Origin of the sequence: Mariniflexile sp. HNIBRBA6329, from assembly GCF_043558645.1 — a bacterium.
Lineage (GTDB): Bacteria > Bacteroidota > Bacteroidia > Flavobacteriales > Flavobacteriaceae > Mariniflexile.
The window spans coordinates 365,943-386,968 of record NZ_JBIFXS010000003.1; the positions used below are offsets into that span (position 1 = coordinate 365,943).

The window sequence follows — 21,026 nt, forward strand, 5'->3', positions numbered from 1 at the left end:
ACAATAAAGAGATTAATGAAAAGAACAAGTTTACTTTTATTATTATTAACCTTCGTTGGAATAGGCATTACAATAGGTTGCGAACCCGATGACATTTGTTCAGCAAGTACCCCAACGACCCCTAGCCTAATCATTGATACTTATGATGTTGATAACCCCGACAACAAAAAAGCGGTTACCAAATTGCTAATTGGAGGTATTGGTAACGATTTTACATTAACAAACGGTATTGTATCGGCAACGCAAATAGTTCTACCATTAAAAACCGATGCCAACACTACACAATATGCATTTATAAAGGACGCTTTTGTAAATAATAACGGCACCCCAGATGATACAAGTGATGATTATTATGATGGCAATACCGATATTGTCACCATTAATTATTCCAGAGAAGAAGTGTATGTATCGCGTGCCTGTGGCTATAAAACCATTTATAGAAATGTAACTTTTACCATAGAACCTGATAGCGATAATTGGATAAAATCTAGACAACCTTTAAACGACAACCAATCTGTAGAAGATGAAACAGAAACACATTATAATATATTTCATTAGTAGCTTAGCCTATATGGTTTTGTTTTCTGTGTCTTTAAACGCTCAAAACGATAGCATTGCAAATACCGTTAAAGATTCCATAAAAATTAAAGAAAAATACGGACTCCGAATCGGTGGTGACATTGGCAAACTAGTCCGTTCTTTTGTAGATGATGATTATACAGGTTTTGAAGTTTCTGGCGATTTCCGATTAAAAAAACGCTTATACATTGCTGGAGAATTAGGAATTGAAGAAAAAAACACCACCACCGATTATTTAAATGTTACCACTAGCGGAAGTTACATTAAAGCCGGAATAGACTATAATTTATATCAAAATTGGTTAGATATGGATAACATGATTTACGCAGGTTTTCGTGTTGGTGCCAGTACATTTAACCAAAAACTTAATAGCTACACAATTTATAATACCGATCCGTATTGGTCACCACAATTTTCATCATCAGACTTGCAAGAGTTTAATGGTTTAACTGCCTTTTGGGGAGAACTTATTTTAGGTATAAAAACCCAGCTATTAACCAACCTATATCTTTGTTTAAACGTGCAACTTAAAGTTTTGGCAAGCGAAACCGAACCCAATAATTTTGAGAATGTTTATATCCCAGGATTTAATAAAACCTATGATAGTACTGGCATAGGTGCAGGTTATAGTTATACGCTTTCATACAGAATTCCGCTTTATAAGAAGGATAAGTAAACTTATTTAGTTACAAAATTATAAGCATCAAAATCTCTATTAATTTTAAAACGAATAGGGAAATTAAAATAGCAATCCGAAGGTTCACCATTTTTAAGAGCGGGTTCAATTTTATATGGTAAATCATTTAATAGTTTTTCAATCTCATTTGCAAAATAAGGATTAGGAGAACTAACCTTTAAATCAACTATTTTACCTAGAGAATCTATCTTGAAACTAGATTTAATCCAAATACTATTTGATAATTTTGTTTTATTTCTCAAATTCGTATTAAAATTTCTTTTTACAAAGAAGAAAAAGGAATCACCGTTACACTTGCTTAAGTCCTTGGAACTCTTTGATTTTTCACAACCTTTAACTATAGGAAACCTAAAAGTTTCAGGACACAGCTCTGACGTAAATCTATATATGTTTTTGTCTTCTAATTTCTCTAAAAGAGTGTAGGAATAAATATTCAATAAATCTTTGTTTGTAATGTTATAATTGGCTACCGGATATCTTTTTAAAATACTACAAAGCTTTAGGTTAAGTTCCCTGTCTTTTATATTATTCCAAACATTTATGTACCTCCCTTTCTTATCTAATTCAAAATAAATTCTTACTGATTTTTGACTTAACGATTTAAAATCCTCGGTTTTCAAATTATTCTTAAAATAAATACTTAAATCAGTAGTTTTAGGATATTCAATAACTAATGGTTCTGATTTTAATGTTTCACTCAAACTATCTTTTGGTTCAACAAATAGTACTATAGACGATTTCACTTCTCTAGAAATAGGTTTTCCATTACGGGTAGCTGGCGCTATTGGTTTTGGCAATAATTTTAAAACCCTGTCTAATTCTTCTTTTAAAACTTTAGTTGGCGCATTACTGTTGTTTGCTGTAATTTCACCTTTAACATCTATAGTGAATTTTGGTTGTAAAATTAGTTGACCTGAACTTTTAAAGTCTTGAATAATTTCTGGATTCATATTATCCGCAATAAAGGATTCTAATATTCTATAATTACATGTTGAAAGATTAGAATGATTGTTTATGAGATCGCAGCCATCATAAACAGGTTCTTTATCATAAATCAGGAATGTGCTGCAGTTTATTATGGCACTATTATTAAAACTTGAAATAATTTGAAGCTTATAATTATATAGTCCTCGATTATCGGGGAATTTTATTTTTTTCAAGTCATAATTTCTAAAAGCCTTTTCTATTTCATTATTTAATTCCCCATATTGAGAGTTTGCTTTAACGCTTATAATTTTAAGGTTTTTTGTAAATTGAAATGACAAAATTATTCGCTTATTATCTTCAATTGTGTCTTTAAATTTTATTGCTTTCAGCAATTCTAAATTTATATTTTCTCTAAAATATAGGGAAAGTTCATTAGTTGGTGAAGGTTTTCCAAAATAATCAAACCATTCATGTTTATTTAATTCAGTTTGAGAAAAAATTTTAATAGTAGATAGTAAAAGTAGAACTACAATTAGTTGTTTCATTTTATATTTGATACAATTCGATTTTTAAAAATAAAAAAAAACTTACATGAATCATTAAAAACTACGATATAAAATTTAATTATATTTGCATTAAATTTTCAATAGTAAGTAATGCCTAAAAACACATACAAAATAGCCGTTATTCAATTAAACCTGAACGACAAACCCGAAAATAATCTTAAGAAATGCATCCAATGGGTAAAAGACGCCGCTAAACAAGGTGCCGAAGTTATCTCGTTACCAGAATTATATAGCAGTCATTATTTTTGCCAAAGTGAAGATGTTGATAATTTTTCACTTGCCGAACCTCTATACAGCACATCATTTATTGCTTTTAGCGAATTGGCTAAAGAATTAGGCGTGGTTATTATAGTGCCATTTTTCGAAAAAAGAATGGCTGGTGTTTACCACAATAGTGCTTACATTATTGATACCGATGGCACAGAAGCTGGTTTGTATAGAAAAATGCACATTCCAGACGATCCGCATTTTTACGAAAAATTTTATTTTACTCCGGGAGATATTGGGTTTAAATCATTTCCAACTAAAAAAGGAAATATTGGGACTTTAATTTGTTGGGATCAATGGTATCCAGAAGCGGCGCGTTTAACCGCTTTACAAGGAGCCGAAGTGCTTTTCTACCCTACCGCTATTGGTTGGCATCCACAAGAAAAAGCACAATATGGCGAAAACCAACAAGGTGCTTGGATGAATGTGATGCGTGGGCATGCTGTTGCAAACGGTATTTACGTAGCCGCTGCCAATAGAATTGGATTGGAAAAATACTTACCAGATACAAATGGTATTGAATTTTGGGGCTCATCGTTTATTGTGGGTCCTCAAGGTGAAATTTTAGCACAAGCTTCGATTGATAAAGAAGAAATTTTAATAGCTGAAGTCGATTTAAGTTTACAAGAAAACGTTCGCCAAAACTGGCCCTTTTTACGCGACAGACGTATTGATAAATATGGAGAAATCACTAAAAGAGCTATCGATTAAATTTAAATCCAAAAAATAAATTCCAAATTCCAATAATTTTAAAAATGAAAAATGACTGGATATTTCCTGCCGAATGGGAAAAACAACAAGGTATTTTATTATGTTTTCCACATAACGGTAACGATTGGCCAGGGAAATACGAAGCGGTACAATGGGCATTTGTTGAGTTTATAAAAAAAGTTGCTTCGGTTGAAGAAGTGATACTTTTAGTTGCCGATGAAAAACTAAAAAACAAAGTAACCGGCATGCTTGAAAAGGCACATGTTCAGTTAAAAAATGTGTCTTTTATCATTCATAAAACCAATCGCAGTTGGATGCGTGATTCTGGGCCTATTGTCGTAAAAAATGGTATTTCAAGAAAAGCCATCAACTTCAATTTTAATGGTTGGGCAAAATATACTAACTATAAATTAGATAAACATGTACCTTCAAAAGTAGCTGAATTTTTAAATATTCCTTTAGAACAAGCTACTCATAATGGCAAACCTGTGATTTTAGAAGGCGGTGCTATTGACGTTAACGGAAAAGGAACGTTGTTAACTTCTGAAGAATGTTTACTGCACCCAACGGTACAGGTTAGAAATGAAGGTTTTACCAAACAAGATTACGAAGCTGTTTTTAAAGAATATTTAGGAGTTACCAATGTTATTTGGCTTGGAAATGGCATAGAAGGAGATGATACGCACGGACATATAGATGATTTGGCTCGTTTTGCAAATGACGATACCATCATTACTGTTGTGGAAGATAATCCAAAAGATGCCAATTACAAACCACTTCAAGATAATTTAAAGCGTTTGCAAGCTTCTGTTTTAGAGAATGGCAAACAACCAAAAATTGTTATCTTACCAATGCCTAAACGCTTAGATTTTGATGGTATTAGGATTCCTGCAAGTTATGCCAACTTTTTAATATTGAACAAAACTGTTTTAGTACCTACTTTTAATGACGCTAAGGACCGTATTGCACTAAATATAATTGCTGATTGCTTCCCCGATAGGGAAATTATTGGAATTGCTGCAACCGATTTTATTTGGGGATTTGGTACGTTGCATTGTTTAAGCCAACAGATACCTAAATAATTTTATTAAAAAAGACCTTTAGTTTTCTGCTTTCAATACTTCAATATGGCTTTATAAAAGCAACAATATCTTGTCTTAATATTACAGGATTTGTGCGCTCACTTTATGTCACCTATGCACCAACTGCACAAGCAAAATTTAAAGCTACTTGGAACTTAACTCTATTTTTAAACTGACTTATTAAAGACTCTAAGAACGAATCCCCTGTTCAAGCGGTATCAATCACTTTTATTGTACAACCACTACAATAATGAAATTTGTCACCAGACAACATCTTTAGTAATTAAACCATATTCTTAATAATAGTTCTCGATGCTTTAAATAAAGCAGGGAGTTAGTTTTTTTGTATTCCTCAGAATTTTAAATTTTCATCATTCTGTTAATAAAATGTCAATATCTAAGTAGTATTAATTCGTTGATAAAAAATAAAAAAGTAGTTACTTTATAAAAAAACCAACCAACAATGAAAATAATACTACCATTTACATTAAAAATCAATTTCTATTTATTTATTTTTTCTTTATTTCTATCATTTTCAAATGGTTACTCTCAAGATCAGGATATCAATATTAGAGGGAATGCCATTACAATTTTAAACAATGATACGAACCCTAGCCTTTCCGATAATACTGACTTTGGAAGTTCTTCTTTAGGTGTAAATGTTGTAAAAACTTTTGAAATTCAGAATACGTACCCAAATGGCAACCCTAACAAGAACGAATTAACGATTAATAGTATTTCAGTTTCTGGAACAAATGCTGGTGAATTTTTGATAAACAGTTCCATTACAACTATTTCAAGAAATAATAGTAGCACCTTTACAATAACCTTTAGGCCAAGTGCAGCTGGGTTAAGAACAGCTAGAGTAACTATATCAAGCAACGACCCTGATGAAAACCCTTATATTTATACCATCCAAGGAACAGGAGTTTTGCCAACACCCGAGATAAACATAACAGGTAAAGGCAATTCCATTGCAAGCGGTGATGGTTCGCCCAGTACCACGGACGGAACCAATTTTGGAACCATCGCTACGGGAACCTCTTTTAACCAGCAATTCATTATCCAAAACACTGTTGGGAACACAACATTAGCTTTAACAGGATCACCTATTGTCAATATTACCGGTGATAGCGAATTTTCAATTGCAGTGCAACCCGCCTCAAATAGCATCAATGGCGTAAACAGCTTAAACTTTTCAGTAGAATATAACCCGCTAACAGATGGCACACACGCTGCGATAATAAGCATTGACAATAACGACAGCAATGAAAACCCTTATACATTTACCGTTCAGGGAACTTCCGTATCCCCTGCTCCTGAAATTAATGTGACCGGGAATGGTTCCAGTATTGCCGATGGGGACCTGTACCCCAGTACATTCAACAATACCAATTTCGGCTCTGTAAATATTGGCAATACGTCCACTAAAGTCTACAACATACACAATACGGGAGTTAGCCCTTTAAGCATTTCCGATATCAGCTTATCCAATACCACCGATTTTCAAATTGTGGGAACACCCTATAGCGCTTCGGTCAGTCCTGGCGGAAATACCCAATTCAGTATTCGATATACAGGAACTTCCGGCAAACATTCTTCTACGGTAACTATTGAAAGTGATGATAGTGATGAAGGTACCTATACATTTGTTATCCGTGGGTCCTCAAAAGCGACCGGAGATACTGGGCTTTGGACCGTTACGAACATAACCGCGAACTCGCAATTGAACAACCCTTACGAGATAACCTATTTTACCGATGGCTATTTATGGGTCACCGAACGTACTAGCAAAAAAATAGTCAGGGTCAATTCTGTAGGTACCGGCAATACCAAAACGGACATGATAAACCTTTCCGGTTCCGTTTATCAAACGGGAGGACAAGATGGTTTGATGGGTATGGCCATCCATCCAGATTTAATGGCCAATCCAGGCACTGCTACGAATAATTATGTTTATGTTGCATATACGTTTTCTTCTAATGGTGCTGACAGCGGCAGAAAGTTAAGAATTGCCAGGTTGCTCTATAGCAACACGACTAAAACCCTTGCCGTAGATACCTCGCTCGACACCAATGGTAAAATTATAGAAATACCCCATGCCAGTAACGACCATAATTCTGGAAGGTTGATAATTGGCCCTGATCTAAAATTATACTATACCATTGGAGATCAAGGTGCCAACCAATTTGGAAATGCCTGTAACCCTATAGAATCCCAAAGTTTGCCGGCCTCACCTTCAGATTATAGCGTTTATAAAGGAAAGGTCTTACGTTTAAATTTAGACGGTACCGTTCCTTCCGACAACCCATCTCTGAACGGCGTTAAAAGCCACGTTTATACTTATGGACACAGAAATACGCAAGGCATCATCTTTGGTTCCAATGGAAAACTGTACGCCTCGGAACATGGCGCTAAAGTAGATGATGAACTGAACATTATCACTGCCGGTAAAAACTATGGATGGCCACATATTGCTGGCTACTATGATAATCTGGCCTATAGCTATTGCAACTGGTCAAGCACTCCTGGAGGTTGTAGCTCTGGAGGGTTTACGGACCATAACTGCCCTTCAGGCGTGACATCTGTAAATGAATTCAACCCTGTAAATAATTCTTTATTGTCAAATTTTCAACCTCCTATCGGAACTTATGACAGTACCACGAATTACGACCCTTCCGGTGGGTGGCTGACATGGCCTACCGTGGCGCCTTCAAGTATCGATATATATGAAGGTGGCCTCATTCCCAATTGGGGAAGCTCATTACTGATCACGACCCTTAAGGAAGGCACCATATTCAGGGCTAAATTAAATGCATCTGGCGACGCTCTAATGGATATAACCACTGATAATAAATTTGAGGAATTCCATTCTTCAAACGACAGATACAGGGATCTTGCCATGGATCCTGACGGACTTACCTTTTATGCCATTACCGATTCACAGGGAACAACTTCTGGGCCTTCGGGCAGCTCCAGCGTTACTCTTTCAAATCCGGGGGTCATAATGAAATTTACATATGTTGGGGCTACCGGAACCACTTATTATGTAGATGCCGATGGAGATGGTTTTGGCGACATAAACGATACTACAGGCTCTCAATTTCCTTCTGATCCTGGTAATGGTTATAGCTTGACCAATGATGATTGTGATGATAATCAACCATTAGTTTATCCAGGTAACACTGAAATATTATATGATGGTATTGATAACGATTGTGACCCTTTAACATTGGATACTGTAGATGCCGATGGTGATGGTGTGAATTCTGATACCGATTGTGATGATAATCAACCGCTAGCTTATCCTGGAAATACCGAAATACTATATGATGGTATTGATAATGATTGTGACCCTTTAACATTGGATACTGTAGATGCCGATGGTGATGGTGTGAATTCTGATATCGATTGTGATGATAATCAACCGTTAGCTTATCCTGGAAACACCGAGGTACTATATGACGGTATTGATAACGATTGTGACCCTTTAACTTTAGATTATGAAGATTCTGATGGTGATGGCGTTATTGATTCTGAAGACCAATGTCCTGGTTTTGATGATGCAATAGATATAGATGCTGATGGCATTCCTGATGGCTGTGACCCTTTAATTGATTCTGACAATGATGGTGTGGCTGATGCTGAAGATCAATGCCCAGGCTTTGATGACACAGCAGATACAGATGCTGATGGGGTTGCTGATGGATGCGATATATGTCAAGGATATGATGACACCATTGATGCGGATGCGGATGGTACCCCAGATGGCTGTGATTCTTTAGTTGATTCAGACAATGATGGTGTGGCAGACTCAGAAGATCAATGTCCCGGATTTGATGATAACGTGGATGTGGATGGTGATAGCATACCTGATGGTTGTGATCCACTAATTGATTCTGATAATGATGGCGTGGCCGATTCTGTAGACCAGTGTCCTGGGTTTGATGATAACCTTGATGCTGACGGGGATGGTATTCCTGATGGTTGTGATACTACTTGCGAAGATTTGATCACCCCTTTTAACGAAAACCCATTAACGCATTCTGGTTCTGGATCTAACACCACAATTTTAGACTTAACAGGAATTAGCGAAGACATTTCCTTTGGTATTAGTGGTTTAAGTTCCGTTACTAATGGAAAACCTAGTGATAGATATATTGATCTTGTAACCGTTTCATATATTGATGGAAATGATGTCACTCAATTATACGGAGTATTTGATGGTACAAATGTTAGTAGTGTAAATGTTGTGCAAGCTGGAGTTGTAAAACGTATTATTGTAAGTTTATCTGATGGACTAAATGGTAACACCAATAGCAATATGAGCATAAATTTAAGTGCTGTGTCCTATTGTTCAACCAATGTATTTTCTAAAATTGCAGTGAACAAAAAAGCAATAAATGGTGCTATTGCAGAACCAATAAAAATATATCCAAATCCTGCATCGAGTAATTTGTTTATAACACGTGATGGTTTCAATTCAAGTTCTGATTTAAAATTATATACTGTTACAGGACAACTGGTAAGACATATTATTTTGAAAACTAATTTATCTAAAATTGATATAGATGGGCTTTCTGAAGGATTATACCTTGTTCGAATTTCAAACGAAAAAGGCGAACCTATTAAAACGGACCGTATTATCATAAAGGTAGATTGATAAAACATAATAGAATTTAAATTAATTTAAAAAAGAGTGAGGTTAAATACTTCACTCTTTTTTTTATTCCAATTCGAGAACATTATAGTCCATAACTAAGATTATCACAATAATTAGCAGAATTTACAACCTATTGAAAATCTATATAACAACAACCAAAATAATACACTTTATCGATTTTTTTTGCATTTCATGGATGTTTTTTAAATTATTATTATATCTTAGCCGCGTAAATTGATTGAACAACTAACCAAAAGTTCAAATTAAACCTAATCTCTCACATGAAAACAAAATTTCTCTCGAACATTTCATTACACATTATTGTAGTATTTTCATTGTTATCTTTTACTGCCCCTATATTTGCCCAAGGTACTCTGGCTGTAACTGCTAATGGAAACCCTATTAATAGTGGCACCCTACCTACTACAACCAATACAGATAATCTTACTGATTTTGGGAACGTACAAATTGGTGCCAATAAGCAAAATATATTTGTTCTAGACAACACAGCAACCAATGGAAATCCATCTGATCAACTTACAGGTATCCAAATAGCTATTAGTGGTTCTTCAGATTTTGCAACAAACACTGCCAGCCTTGGTGATTTAAAAGGAAATGCCACACCGTTAAATCATACCATAACATTTACACCAACTTCAACTGGTGTTAAAACAGCCCATGTGACAATAACGTTTACAACGGGCACAAATAGTCCCTATACCTTTACCATTCAAGGAACAGGAGTTTTGCCAACACCCGAGATAAACATAACAGGCAAAGGCAATACCATTGCAAGCGGCGATGGTTCGCCCAGTACCACGGACGGAACCAATTTTGGAACCATCGCTACGGGAACCTCTTTTAACCAGCAATTCATTATCCAAAACACTGTTGGGAACACAACATTAGCTTTAACAGGATCACCTATTGTCAATATTACCGGTGATAGCGAATTTTCAATTGCAGTGCAACCCGCCTCAAATAGCATCAATGGCGTAAACAGCTTAAACTTTTCAGTAGAATATAACCCGCTAACAGATGGCACACACGCTGCGATAATAAGCATTGACAATAACGACAGCAATGAAAACCCTTATACATTTACCGTTCAGGGAACTTCCGTATCCCCTGCTCCAGAAATTAATGTGACCGGGAACGGTTCCAGTATTGCCGATGGGGACCTGTACCCCAGTACATTCAACAATACCAATTTCGGTTCTGTAAATATTGGCAATACGTCCACTAAAGTCTACAATATATACAATACGGGAGTTAGCCCTTTAAACATTTCCGATATCAGCTTATCAAATACCACCGATTTTCAAATTGTGGGAACGCCCTATAGCGCTTCGGTCAGTCCTGGCGGAAATACCCAATTCAGTATTCGATATACAGGAACCTCTGGCAAACATTCTTCTACGGTAACTATTGAAAGTGATGATAGTGATGAAGGGACTTATACATTTGTTATCCGTGGGTCCTCAAAAGCGACCGGAGACACAGGCCTTTGGACCGTTACGAACATAACCGCGAACTCGCAATTGAACAACCCTTACGAAATAACCTATTTTACCGATGGCTATTTATGGGTCACCGAGCGTACAAACAAAAAAATAGTTAGGGTCAACTCTGTAGGTACCGGCAATACTAAAGCGGATATGATAAACCTTTCCGGTTCCGTTTATCAAACAGGAGGACAAGATGGTTTGATGGGTATGGCCATCCATCCAGATTTAATGGCCAATCCAGGCACTGCTACGAATAATTATGTTTATGTTGCATATACGTTTTCTTCTAATGGTGCTGACAGCGGCAGAAAGTTGAGAATTGCCAGATTGCTCTATAACAACACAACCAAAACCCTTGCCGTAGATACCTCGCTCGACGCCAATGGTAAAATTATAGAAATACCCCATGCCAGTAACGACCATAACTCTGGAAGGTTGATAATTGGCCCTGATCTAAAATTATACTATACCATTGGAGATCAAGGCGCCAACCAATTTGGAAATGCCTGTAACCCTATAGAATCCCAAAGTTTGCCGTCCTCACCTTCAGATTATAGCGTTTATAAAGGAAAGGTTTTACGTTTAAACTTAGACGGTACCGTTCCTTCCGATAATCCATCACTGAACGGCGTTAAAAGTCACGTTTATACTTATGGACACAGAAATACGCAAGGCATCATCTTTGGTTCCAATGGAAAACTGTACGCCTCGGAACATGGTGCAAAAGTAGATGATGAACTGAACATTGTCACTGCCGGTAAAAACTATGGATGGCCACATATTGCCGGCTACTATGATAATCTGGCCTATAGCTATTGCAACTGGTCAAGCACCCCTGGCGGTTGTAGCTCTGGAGGGTTTACGGACCATAACTGCCCTTCCGGTGTTACATCTGTAAATGAATTCAACCCTGTAAACAATTCTTTATTGTCAAATTTTCAACCTCCTATCGGAACTTATGACAGTACCACGAATTACGACCCTTCAGGTGGGTGGCTGACATGGCCTACCGTGGCGCCTTCAAGTATCGATATATATGAAGGTGGCCTCATTCCCAATTGGGGAAGCTCATTACTGATCACGACCCTTAAAGAAGGTACTATTTTTAGAGCTAAATTAAATACATCTGGCGACGCTTTGGTAGACATAACCACTGATAATAAATTTGAGGAATTCCATTCTTCCAACGACCGCTACAGGGATCTTGCCATGGATCCTGACGGCATTACCTTTTATGCCATTACCGATTCACAGGGAACAACTTCTGGGCCTTCCGGCAGCTCCAGCGTTACTCTTTCAAATCCGGGGGTCATAATGAAATTTACATATATTGGGACCACCGGAACCACTTATTATGTGGATGCCGATGGAGATGGTTTTGGCGACATAAACGATACTACAGGTACGCAATTTCCTTCTGATCCTGGTACTGGTTATAGCTTGACCAATGATGATTGTGATGATAGCGATGACACCATATACCCTGATGCACCTGCACCAGCAAAAACAAATTGTTGGGATAACTTTGTATTTAATGCTGGAACATGCAGCTGGGATAATAATGGAACACAACCTACCGAGCCTGTTGCCACAAACTGTTGGGACGATTACCAATTTGATACCGATACGTGTGCTTGGATTAATGAAGGTACACAACCTACCGAGCCTGTTGCCACAAACTGTTGGGACGATTACCAATTTGATACCAATACGTGTGCTTGGATTAATGAAGGTACACAACCTACCGAGCCTGCTGCCACAAACTGTTGGGACGATTACCAATTCGATACCGATACGTGTGCTTGGATTAATGAAGGTACACAACCTACCGAGCCTGCTGCCACAAACTGTTGGGACGATTACCAATTCGATACCGATACATGTGCTTGGATTAATGAAGGTACACAACCTACCGAGCCCGTTGCCACAAACTGTTGGGACGATTACCAATTCGATACCGATACATGTGCTTGGATTAATGAAGGTACGCAACCTACCGAGCCTGTTGCCACAAATTGTTGGGAAACTACAAACTTCAACAACACAACTTGTGAATGGGAAGTGTCCGGTACACCAAACACATATTTTGCCGATACAGATAAAGACGGATTTGGAGACCCAAATAACACCATACTTGATTGTACAACTCCAACCGGATATGTAACTGACAATACTGATTGTGATGATAATGATGCAAATACCAACCCAGGTTCAACTGAAATACCAGGCAACAGTATTGACGACGATTGTAACCCAGCGACACTTGATGGTGTATTGGAAATTAATGATTTCAATTTAGAATACACACTAATTACTCCAAATCCATTTAATGATGCAATCAATATTAAACTTCCACTTAGTTATAACAATAGTAAATTTGATATAAAAGTTTTCGACCTAAATGGAAGACTGGTATTCAGTAAAAAATACGACAATATAAATGGAATTATTAATGTTTCGGGTTTAAGTAAATTAGAACAAGCTCCATACTTAATAGAACTAACCAGTATAAAAACAGGAATAAGCATACGTAAACGATTGATTAAATTTTAAATAAAAAACCATAACCCGTTGGGTGCAACTATTATAACCAAAAGGGTTGCTTTTATTAGTAGCCCTTTTTTACTATGTAATACAAATCAAATAGTTACATAATATCACTTCACATTTTCTGGTTTTATAATAATTAGTATCAAATCCCCAAAATAAATAAAATTTTTAAATAATTGATTTTCAATTATTTAAAATTCAACATATGTATTTTATCGAATATATTTGCATTTCATGGATAAAATACATAGTTTTACAACCGTAAATTGTTAAAATAATTAGTCCCAAAATAAAAATTAACCATTATGAAAAATTTGTCTCTCACTTTTTCAACACTGCTCTTTTTATGTCTTTTAGTTTCCAGAGGCTACTCGCAATCACAAGACATTAATGTTCGTGGAGGTTCTCCACTAATGGATATACAAAGAGGAGACACAAGTCCCTCTGTTGGAGAAGGCACGGAATTTGGCAGTACAGCTATTGGAACCCCAGTTGTAAAAACTTTCGAAATACAAAACACACATTCAGGCGGAAGTCCATCCAATAATGTTTTAAACATCACTAGTATTACTAAATCAGGTACAAATGCTTCAGATTTTACTATTACAAGTTCCATTTCTACAATAGCAAGAAGCAATAGTGCTACCTTTACAATATCATTTAACCCTTCTGCAGTTGGACTTAGAACAGCTACAATTACTATAAATAGTAACGACCCTGATGAAAATCCTTGGACATTTAGTATTCAAGGTACAGGAACATTGCCACCACCAGAAATTGATGTAACAGGTCTAGGTGTTAGCATAGTCACTGGAGACGCGACACCCACTACCACCGATAATACAGGCTGGGGAACTGTTGGTACTGGCAGCAACACCCCACATACGTTTACTATAAAAAACACTGCTGCTGCGGCTAGTACATTAATAATTAGCCAAGGGGTCAATATAACATTTACCAGTAACCCTTCAGGTTATTTTTCCATTACATCGCAACCAGCCCAAAACACAAATATTGCTGGGGGATCTAATGTAACATTTACCGTTAACTATAACCCTTTGGCAAACGGTACGCATACAGCTGTAATAAACATTAATAACAATGACAGCAACGAGAACCCTTATACCTTTACTTTGTCGGGTACATCGTTTACACCAGCCCCAGAAATTAAAATTATGGGAGGCACTGTACTTACAGAGATTGTAGATGGGGATACCGTACCAGATAATGTAGATGGCACCAATTATGGATCCATTAATGTGGGCAATACTTTAGAAAGAATGTTTACGATAGATAATACAGCTGGAACAGCAAATTTAACAGTTTCTAGCATCACCTTATCCAACACAACCGATTTCTCAATAACAACAGCCTATAGTTCTCCTGTAACTTCTGGGGGTACTACCACGTTTGGGGTTACTTTTACAGGTGTGAGCGTAGGGACTAAAACCTGTACTGTTACAGTAAATAATAACGACTCTAATGAAGCAGTTTACGATTTTGTTATTCAAGGTACCGCAGTTCAACTGTTCTATGACAGTGATAATGATGGTATTTTTGACAATATAGATATTGATGATGATAATGATGGTATCATCGATTCAGAAGAAGAAGCAGATTGTAGAAATTCACCCATTTCATATTCTGTAAATTATAAATTCTTAGAAGAAACTTTTGGAACTGGAAATCGTACAACAATAAACACAACTTACGATGCCTTAACGACATATTGCTATGAAGATGGTACAGTAGGCACCAATACAGGAAGCTGTACATCTTTAAATTCTATCGACTTAAACGATGGTGAATACACTTTGTACTATAAAGCAGCCGATGGCGATGGTGTTAATGATACGCCTAATGGCGAAGTGTCTTCTTGGGCAGATGCCTATTGGTATACTGGAGAAGACCATACTTCGGGCGATGTAAATGGTAGAATGGCTATGTTTAATGCTTCTTATGATCCAGGTATTTTCTATACGGCACACATAAGAGGATCCCTTGCCAATGTACCTATTACTTATAGTTTTTGGGTACTTAACCTAGATACTACATTGGCACCAGGAATCGCAACTCGATTAAGACCAAATATAAAAGTGGAATTCCAAGATATGGCAGGTAATGTGCTAACAAATATTGCAACAGGCCTACCAGCAGTAGTTACTACTGGAAACATCCCACCATCCATTAATGGCGATCCTACAAATAGCTGGCATCAGTTTACTGCAAATTTAACTTTTAGTGTCACCGAGTTTCAAGTAATCTTTACCAACAATGAAACAGGTGGTACGGGTAACGACTTGGCTTTGGATGATATTGAAATTAGACAAACCCTTTGCGATTTTGATAACGATGGCATTGCTGATATTTTTGATTTAGACGATGACAATGACGGGATTCCTGATATTGTTGAAATTGGGTTAGGTCATCTTAGTAACGGTACTGGAAAAATAGATGTTGCTTGGGTAGATGCTAATGGTAATGGAATGCATGATGCAGCAGAAGGAAATGTTGTATTAGACTCTGACGGTGATGGTGTACCTAACTACCATGATTTAGATAGTGATAATGATAGCATTTTTGACGTAGATGAATCGGGAACTGGAAATACTGGAAATGCTTACTTCCAAAATGGTGATGGCGATATTAACGGCGATGGCGTTGGTGACGGACCAGAATCGGAAGCATTTCGTGAAAAAGATGTATATGGTGATGGTACACCGGAATACTTTGGGGATGGTATATTAGATATTTACGATTTTCATAGCAGCGCTAATAACTATACAAATGCCTATGGTAATGATAGCCAAGGAACTGTTACAGGAACTGTTTACTATGTTAAGGATACAGATGGCGATGGCATTCCTGATTATATAGATACGATGTCGAATGGTTCAACTTGGGATATTGCTGGTACACTTTATGCAAGTCTAGATGCCAATAATGATGGTGTTATAGACGATACCAATGATGCCGATGGCGATGGCATCGTCGATTTATTTGATACTGATGATAACCGTTTTGGCTCACCTAGAGATTTAGACAGAAAACTCCATTTATTTTTTGATGGTCGTAATGATTATGGAGAAGATACGAATGTGATCCCTTCTGGAGATGCTTCCATAATGGTTTTTATAAGATCCAATGGCGCTAACACCCTTAATCAAGATAGAATAGTTGCTGGTCAAAATGACTTTTATTTAAGAGTAAACCATGCAGATAACACAGTAAGTGTTGTAGTTGAAGGGACTACACTAACCTCTACAACAGCCATTGTAGATGGTAGATGGACTCATATTGCAGCCACCACAAAATCCGGAAGTACTAAATTATATATTAATGGTGTTGAAGAAGCTAGTAATGCTTCTGGAGGTATTACAGATGCATCTAATCTTATGATAGGACGATCATCAGCAGGTGATAAACATTATCATGGGTATATGGATGAATTACGTGTATTTGACAAAGCTTTAACTGCTAATGAAATTCATAAAATGATTTATCAAGAGCTATCAAACAACTCTGGAACCACAAGAGGTGCCATAATTCCTTTGGATGTAACCGATTATGACCCTATAACAGATGTGGCTTCCGCATTGCCTTGGGCAAACGTGAAAAGGTATTTTAGAATGGATGCTTATAAAGACGATATTCTTGATGATTTCACAACTGCTAGCATAGATACTGGTAGTGGCGCAAAAATATACAATACAAAAATTATAGATGTACAATCGGCACCTCTCCCATTCGTTACGCAACAAAGCGGAACCTCCTTACTTACAGCATTAAATATCCCCGGTGAAGGTGTAAATGGTAATGATGCTGTTACTTACGATTGGTCCATTGTAAAAATTTCACACGATGCTATTACTTATAACGCCAATCAAAAACATGTAGGCCTTATAGTTGATGCTCTAGATAAAATTAGTTCAAACCCAATAGAATTTAGTATACAAGATGACTCTGAACTTAGTGTAAGTTGGTATTTAAAACTTGACGGTTTTGTAGATTTAGATGGCGAATCCCAATTAGTTCAAGGGCCCGATAGCAAATTGGACGTAACAAGTAGCGGTTATATTGAAAGAGACCAACAAGGCACTAAAGATTTATTTACATATAATTATTGGTCTTCACCAGTAGGGATTCGTAATAGCACATCCAATAACAATAGTTACAGAATGATAGATAATGTTCTGAAAAATGGTACTGTATCAGCGACTCCAAATAACATTACTTTCTTAACCTCTGGCTATAATGGCAATACATCCGGAACCAATATTAGCATTGCAGACTATTGGATATGGAAATTCGCAAATAAAACCTATGACAGTTACAGCTCATGGCAACATATGAGACGAAATGGAACCATATTACCCGCAGAAGGATTTACCATGAAAGGAGTTGCAAACACCAGTGGTAATATAACCCAAACACAAAACTATGTGTTTAACGGAAAACCTAATAATGGTGATATTACACTATCTATTTCAGCTGGAAACGAGTACTTAGTTGGAAACCCATACCCTTCAGCCTTAGATGCAGACGAATTCATCAGAGATAATATAAAAGATGGTGGAAATAACACTAACAATGTTATTAGTGGTGCACTTTATTTCTGGGATCATTTTGCTAGCAACACACACGCTTTAGCAGAATATCAAGGTGGTTATGCTACGTACACCTTAATGGGTGGCACTCCTGCCGTTAGTAATGATGCAAGAATTAAAGCAACTGGTGTTGTAGGCACAAAAGTACCCGGACGTTATATTCCAGTAGCTCAAGGCTTTTTTGTAAATGCCATTTTAGACCCTGCACTTGTAGGAACCAGCAACGATCCCAACTTAGCAAGTTCCATTGATGGCGGCAACATAATATTCAAAAACAGTCAGCGTGCTTTTGTTACCGAAACTTCTGGTACTTCTTTATTTGTAAAAAATTCAAATACAAAAAGTAAACAAACGGCTTCAACGACAGCTAATGTTGATAGTAGACAAAAAATTAGACTAAAGTTTGATTCACCTAAAGGGTACCACCGTCAATTATTAGTGGGTGCAGATGAGAATGCCTCTAATAATTTTGATTTAGGTTATGATGCGCCACTTGTAGAAAACAACAATGAAGATCTATTTTGGGTATTCAACAACAACAATTTCATTATACAAGCCGTAAATAAATTGGATGTTGAACAAATACTTCCTTTAGGAATAAAAATTAGCAAACAAGGTTTAGCTTCTATTAAAATTGAGGCTTTAGAAAATATAGATACCGATTTGAATATTTATTTACATGATAAACAGTTAAACACTTATCATAATTTAAAGGAAAGCAAATATGACGTATATCTATCACCCGGAAAATACTTAAACCGTTTTGAAGTTACATTTGCTAATGAAGATCAAGCGTCATTAAATACTAATAATATTGAAAACAGTTCGCTTCAAGTCTATTTTTCAAATGAAAACAGGAGTGTAATCATTCACAATCCTCATTTAAAAAATATTATATCTATCGAAATATTTAATGTTTTAGGTCAATCTGTTTTTCAATCGAATGATAATACAAACAAAAATTATTTAGAGTATAAACCTAAACACATAAGTTCAGGCACATACATTATAAAACTTAAAACAGATGCTGGAATAGTTTCTAAAAAAGTATTAATAAATTAAAGCTTTTTGAGTTAGTCAATTGTAGTTCCAAATCTACCATCATTTTATCAAGCTTTATAACTGAGTCCTAATGAGATAATTAGGACTCTTTTATTTTATATGTTTTATAAGTTCGGAAATCGATAGTTTAAACTGCTCGCCCGAAACCATGTTTTTAAGAGTATAGGTATTTGAAGTAACTTCCTCCTCGCCTACTAAAACCACAAACGGAATATTTCTTTTATTGGCATGATCCATTTGCTTTCTCATTTTAGTGGCATCCGGGTATAATTCAGTATGAATACCTGCGGAACGTAATTCCTTAATAGCTTTTAAACAGTACAAGGCTTCTTTATCTCCAAAATTGATAAACAAAACCTCTACGTTTTTAGTCACCGTTTCCGGGAACAAACCTAATTCTTCCAATACCAAATAAATACGGTCCAAGCCAAAACTGATGCCTACACCACTGGTATCTGGTTTTCCAAAAATACTAGTAAGGTCGTCATAACGTCCGCCACCACCAATAGAACCCATTTGTACGGTTTTTGGTGCAGCAACTTCAAAAATAGCGCCTGTGTAGTAGTTTAAACCACGTGCCAACGTAACATCTAATTGTAAAGTAGCTGTTTTCAAACCTAATTCTGAAATAGCTTCATTTATAAAAGCCAATTCTTCAATGCCTTTTGTCCCTTCTACTGAAGCAGATAAAATGGTTTTTAAACTTTCTATTTGTGATTCAAACGAACCTGATAAGGTAAATAAGGGTTGCAATTTAGAAATTCCTTCCTCTGAAATACCTTTGGAAAGCATTTCTTCTTTTACCTTATCCTCACCTATTTTATCAAGCTTATCTAAAGCGACTGTAAAATCGATGAGTTTATCGGAAGCTCCAATAACTTCCGCTATACCAGAAAGTATTTTACGGTTATTGATTTTAATGGTAACACCTTCCAGTTTTAAAGTTGAAAAAACGGTGTCGTATAATTGAATAAATTCCACTTCTTGCCAAAGCGATTTACTACCAACCACATCGGCATCGCATTGGTAAAATTCTCTAAAACGCCCTTTTTGTGGTCTATCGGCACGCCAAACAGGTTGAATTTGATAACGTTTGAATGGGAATTCTATCTCGTTTTGGTGTTGTACTACGTAACGTGCAAATGGTACGGTTAGGTCGTAACGTAGGGCTTTTTCGGTGATATATTTGGATAAATAATTTTCCCCGTCCCTATTATAAAATTCGCCTAAGACAAGTAAAACATATTTACTAAATCTATTTTCCCCTTCTTTAATAAATATCTCAGTATTACTCTCAGTATTAAGAATTTTATCTTCAATTATATTCCATAAATCCAATGCCAACTGTTCAAAATCAATTTTCTCTTCTGATAATTGTATTCTTTTTGTTGTTCTAATTTCATTTGGAATATTTTTTAAAAATCTATCTTTATATATTTTCCAATCTAATGATTCCTTGCTTAAAAAACCAAGTAAATTATAGATAGAATCAGTAAGTATTGATTTAATTGAATCATTAAAATTGGTTAAAAAATTACCAGAATTCAAAATTTTAAAAATCAATCGATCGCCTTCATCGCCATATTTTCCCATTAAGGTTTCAGAGTTTTCAAAACTTGGTGTTTCAATAGGTTGAAATCCGAAGGTTTCAAAAGCACCACGAATGGTATTAAAAATATAATTGCGTTTTGCTACTTGTTCAGGATTAAAATCTCGGGTTCCTTTTGGGATGCTTGGTTTTTTAGCCATATTCAATTACGAATTACGAATTACGAATTACGAATTGGTCGTTACGACTAAACAATTC

Annotated in this window: 9 protein-coding genes; 7 read left to right on the forward strand and 2 right to left on the reverse strand. The window is 36.2% G+C overall.

What is annotated here, in order from left to right:
- Nucleotides 1-15 precede the first annotated feature (15 nt).
- Both ACGK9U_RS06125 and ACGK9U_RS06130 read left to right on the forward strand, forming a co-directional pair.
- Entirely contained in the window at nucleotides 16-558 is a 543-nt protein-coding gene (locus ACGK9U_RS06125) for a DUF6452 family protein (protein WP_394465482.1), read from the forward strand.
- Nucleotides 524-1,255 carry a DUF6048 family protein gene (locus tag ACGK9U_RS06130; RefSeq protein ID WP_394465483.1) on the forward strand — a complete coding sequence of 244 codons (732 nt, stop codon included), beginning with the start codon at nucleotides 524-526 and terminating at the stop codon, nucleotides 1,253-1,255. Before ACGK9U_RS06125 ends, ACGK9U_RS06130 begins: the two co-directional genes overlap by 35 nt.
- 2 nt (nucleotides 1,256-1,257) lie before the next feature.
- On the opposite strand, the gene ACGK9U_RS06135 is transcribed toward ACGK9U_RS06130, so the two are convergent.
- Entirely contained in the window at nucleotides 1,258-2,748 is a 1,491-nt protein-coding gene (locus tag ACGK9U_RS06135; protein WP_394465484.1) for a hypothetical protein, read from the reverse strand.
- Between the two features lie 111 nt (nucleotides 2,749-2,859).
- Between ACGK9U_RS06135 and ACGK9U_RS06140 the strand changes: the two genes are divergently transcribed.
- The 5 genes from ACGK9U_RS06140 to ACGK9U_RS06160 all read left to right on the forward strand — a co-directional run bounded on the left by ACGK9U_RS06140 (nucleotide 2,860) and on the right by ACGK9U_RS06160 (nucleotide 19,219).
- A complete protein-coding gene (locus ACGK9U_RS06140; RefSeq protein ID WP_394465485.1) occupies nucleotides 2,860-3,747 on the forward strand; it encodes a carbon-nitrogen hydrolase in 888 nt (295 codons plus the stop codon).
- A 44-nt stretch (nucleotides 3,748-3,791) separates the two neighbouring features.
- Entirely contained in the window at nucleotides 3,792-4,829 is a 1,038-nt protein-coding gene (locus ACGK9U_RS06145) for an agmatine/peptidylarginine deiminase (RefSeq protein ID WP_394465486.1), read from the forward strand.
- Nucleotides 4,830-5,292: 463 nt separating this feature from the next.
- Complete coding sequence (locus ACGK9U_RS06150; RefSeq protein ID WP_394465487.1) at nucleotides 5,293-9,492, forward strand: PQQ-dependent sugar dehydrogenase; 4,200 nt, start codon at nucleotides 5,293-5,295, stop codon at nucleotides 9,490-9,492.
- A gap of 281 nt (nucleotides 9,493-9,773) precedes the next feature.
- Complete coding sequence (locus ACGK9U_RS06155; RefSeq protein ID WP_394465488.1) at nucleotides 9,774-13,553, forward strand: PQQ-dependent sugar dehydrogenase; 3,780 nt, start codon at nucleotides 9,774-9,776, stop codon at nucleotides 13,551-13,553.
- A 302-nt stretch (nucleotides 13,554-13,855) separates the two neighbouring features.
- Complete coding sequence (locus tag ACGK9U_RS06160; protein ID WP_394465489.1) at nucleotides 13,856-19,219, forward strand: choice-of-anchor D domain-containing protein; 5,364 nt, start codon at nucleotides 13,856-13,858, stop codon at nucleotides 19,217-19,219.
- A gap of 90 nt (nucleotides 19,220-19,309) precedes the next feature.
- On the opposite strand, the gene hisS is transcribed toward ACGK9U_RS06160, so the two are convergent.
- Nucleotides 19,310-20,968 carry a histidine--tRNA ligase gene (hisS, locus tag ACGK9U_RS06165; protein ID WP_394465490.1) on the reverse strand — a complete coding sequence of 553 codons (1,659 nt, stop codon included), beginning with the start codon at nucleotides 20,966-20,968 and terminating at the stop codon, nucleotides 19,310-19,312.
- Between the last annotated feature and the right edge of the window lie 58 nt (nucleotides 20,969-21,026).

Excerpts from the sequence above, each read along its gene's own strand:
- ACGK9U_RS06155 (WP_394465488.1), top strand. The coding sequence starts at position 9,774 with ATGAAAACAAAATTTCTCTCGAACATTTCATTACACATTATTGTAGTA.
- hisS (WP_394465490.1), bottom strand. The coding sequence starts at position 20,968 with ATGGCTAAAAAACCAAGCATCCCAAAAGGAACCCGAGATTTTAATCCT.
- ACGK9U_RS06140 (WP_394465485.1), top strand. The coding sequence starts at position 2,860 with ATGCCTAAAAACACATACAAAATAGCCGTTATTCAATTAAACCTGAAC.
- ACGK9U_RS06130 (WP_394465483.1), top strand. The coding sequence starts at position 524 with ATGAAACAGAAACACATTATAATATATTTCATTAGTAGCTTAGCCTAT.
- ACGK9U_RS06150 (WP_394465487.1), top strand. The coding sequence starts at position 5,293 with ATGAAAATAATACTACCATTTACATTAAAAATCAATTTCTATTTATTT.
- ACGK9U_RS06160 (WP_394465489.1), top strand. The coding sequence starts at position 13,856 with ATGAAAAATTTGTCTCTCACTTTTTCAACACTGCTCTTTTTATGTCTT.
- ACGK9U_RS06125 (WP_394465482.1), top strand. The coding sequence starts at position 16 with ATGAAAAGAACAAGTTTACTTTTATTATTATTAACCTTCGTTGGAATA.
- ACGK9U_RS06135 (WP_394465484.1), bottom strand. The coding sequence starts at position 2,748 with ATGAAACAACTAATTGTAGTTCTACTTTTACTATCTACTATTAAAATT.
- ACGK9U_RS06145 (WP_394465486.1), top strand. The coding sequence starts at position 3,792 with ATGAAAAATGACTGGATATTTCCTGCCGAATGGGAAAAACAACAAGGT.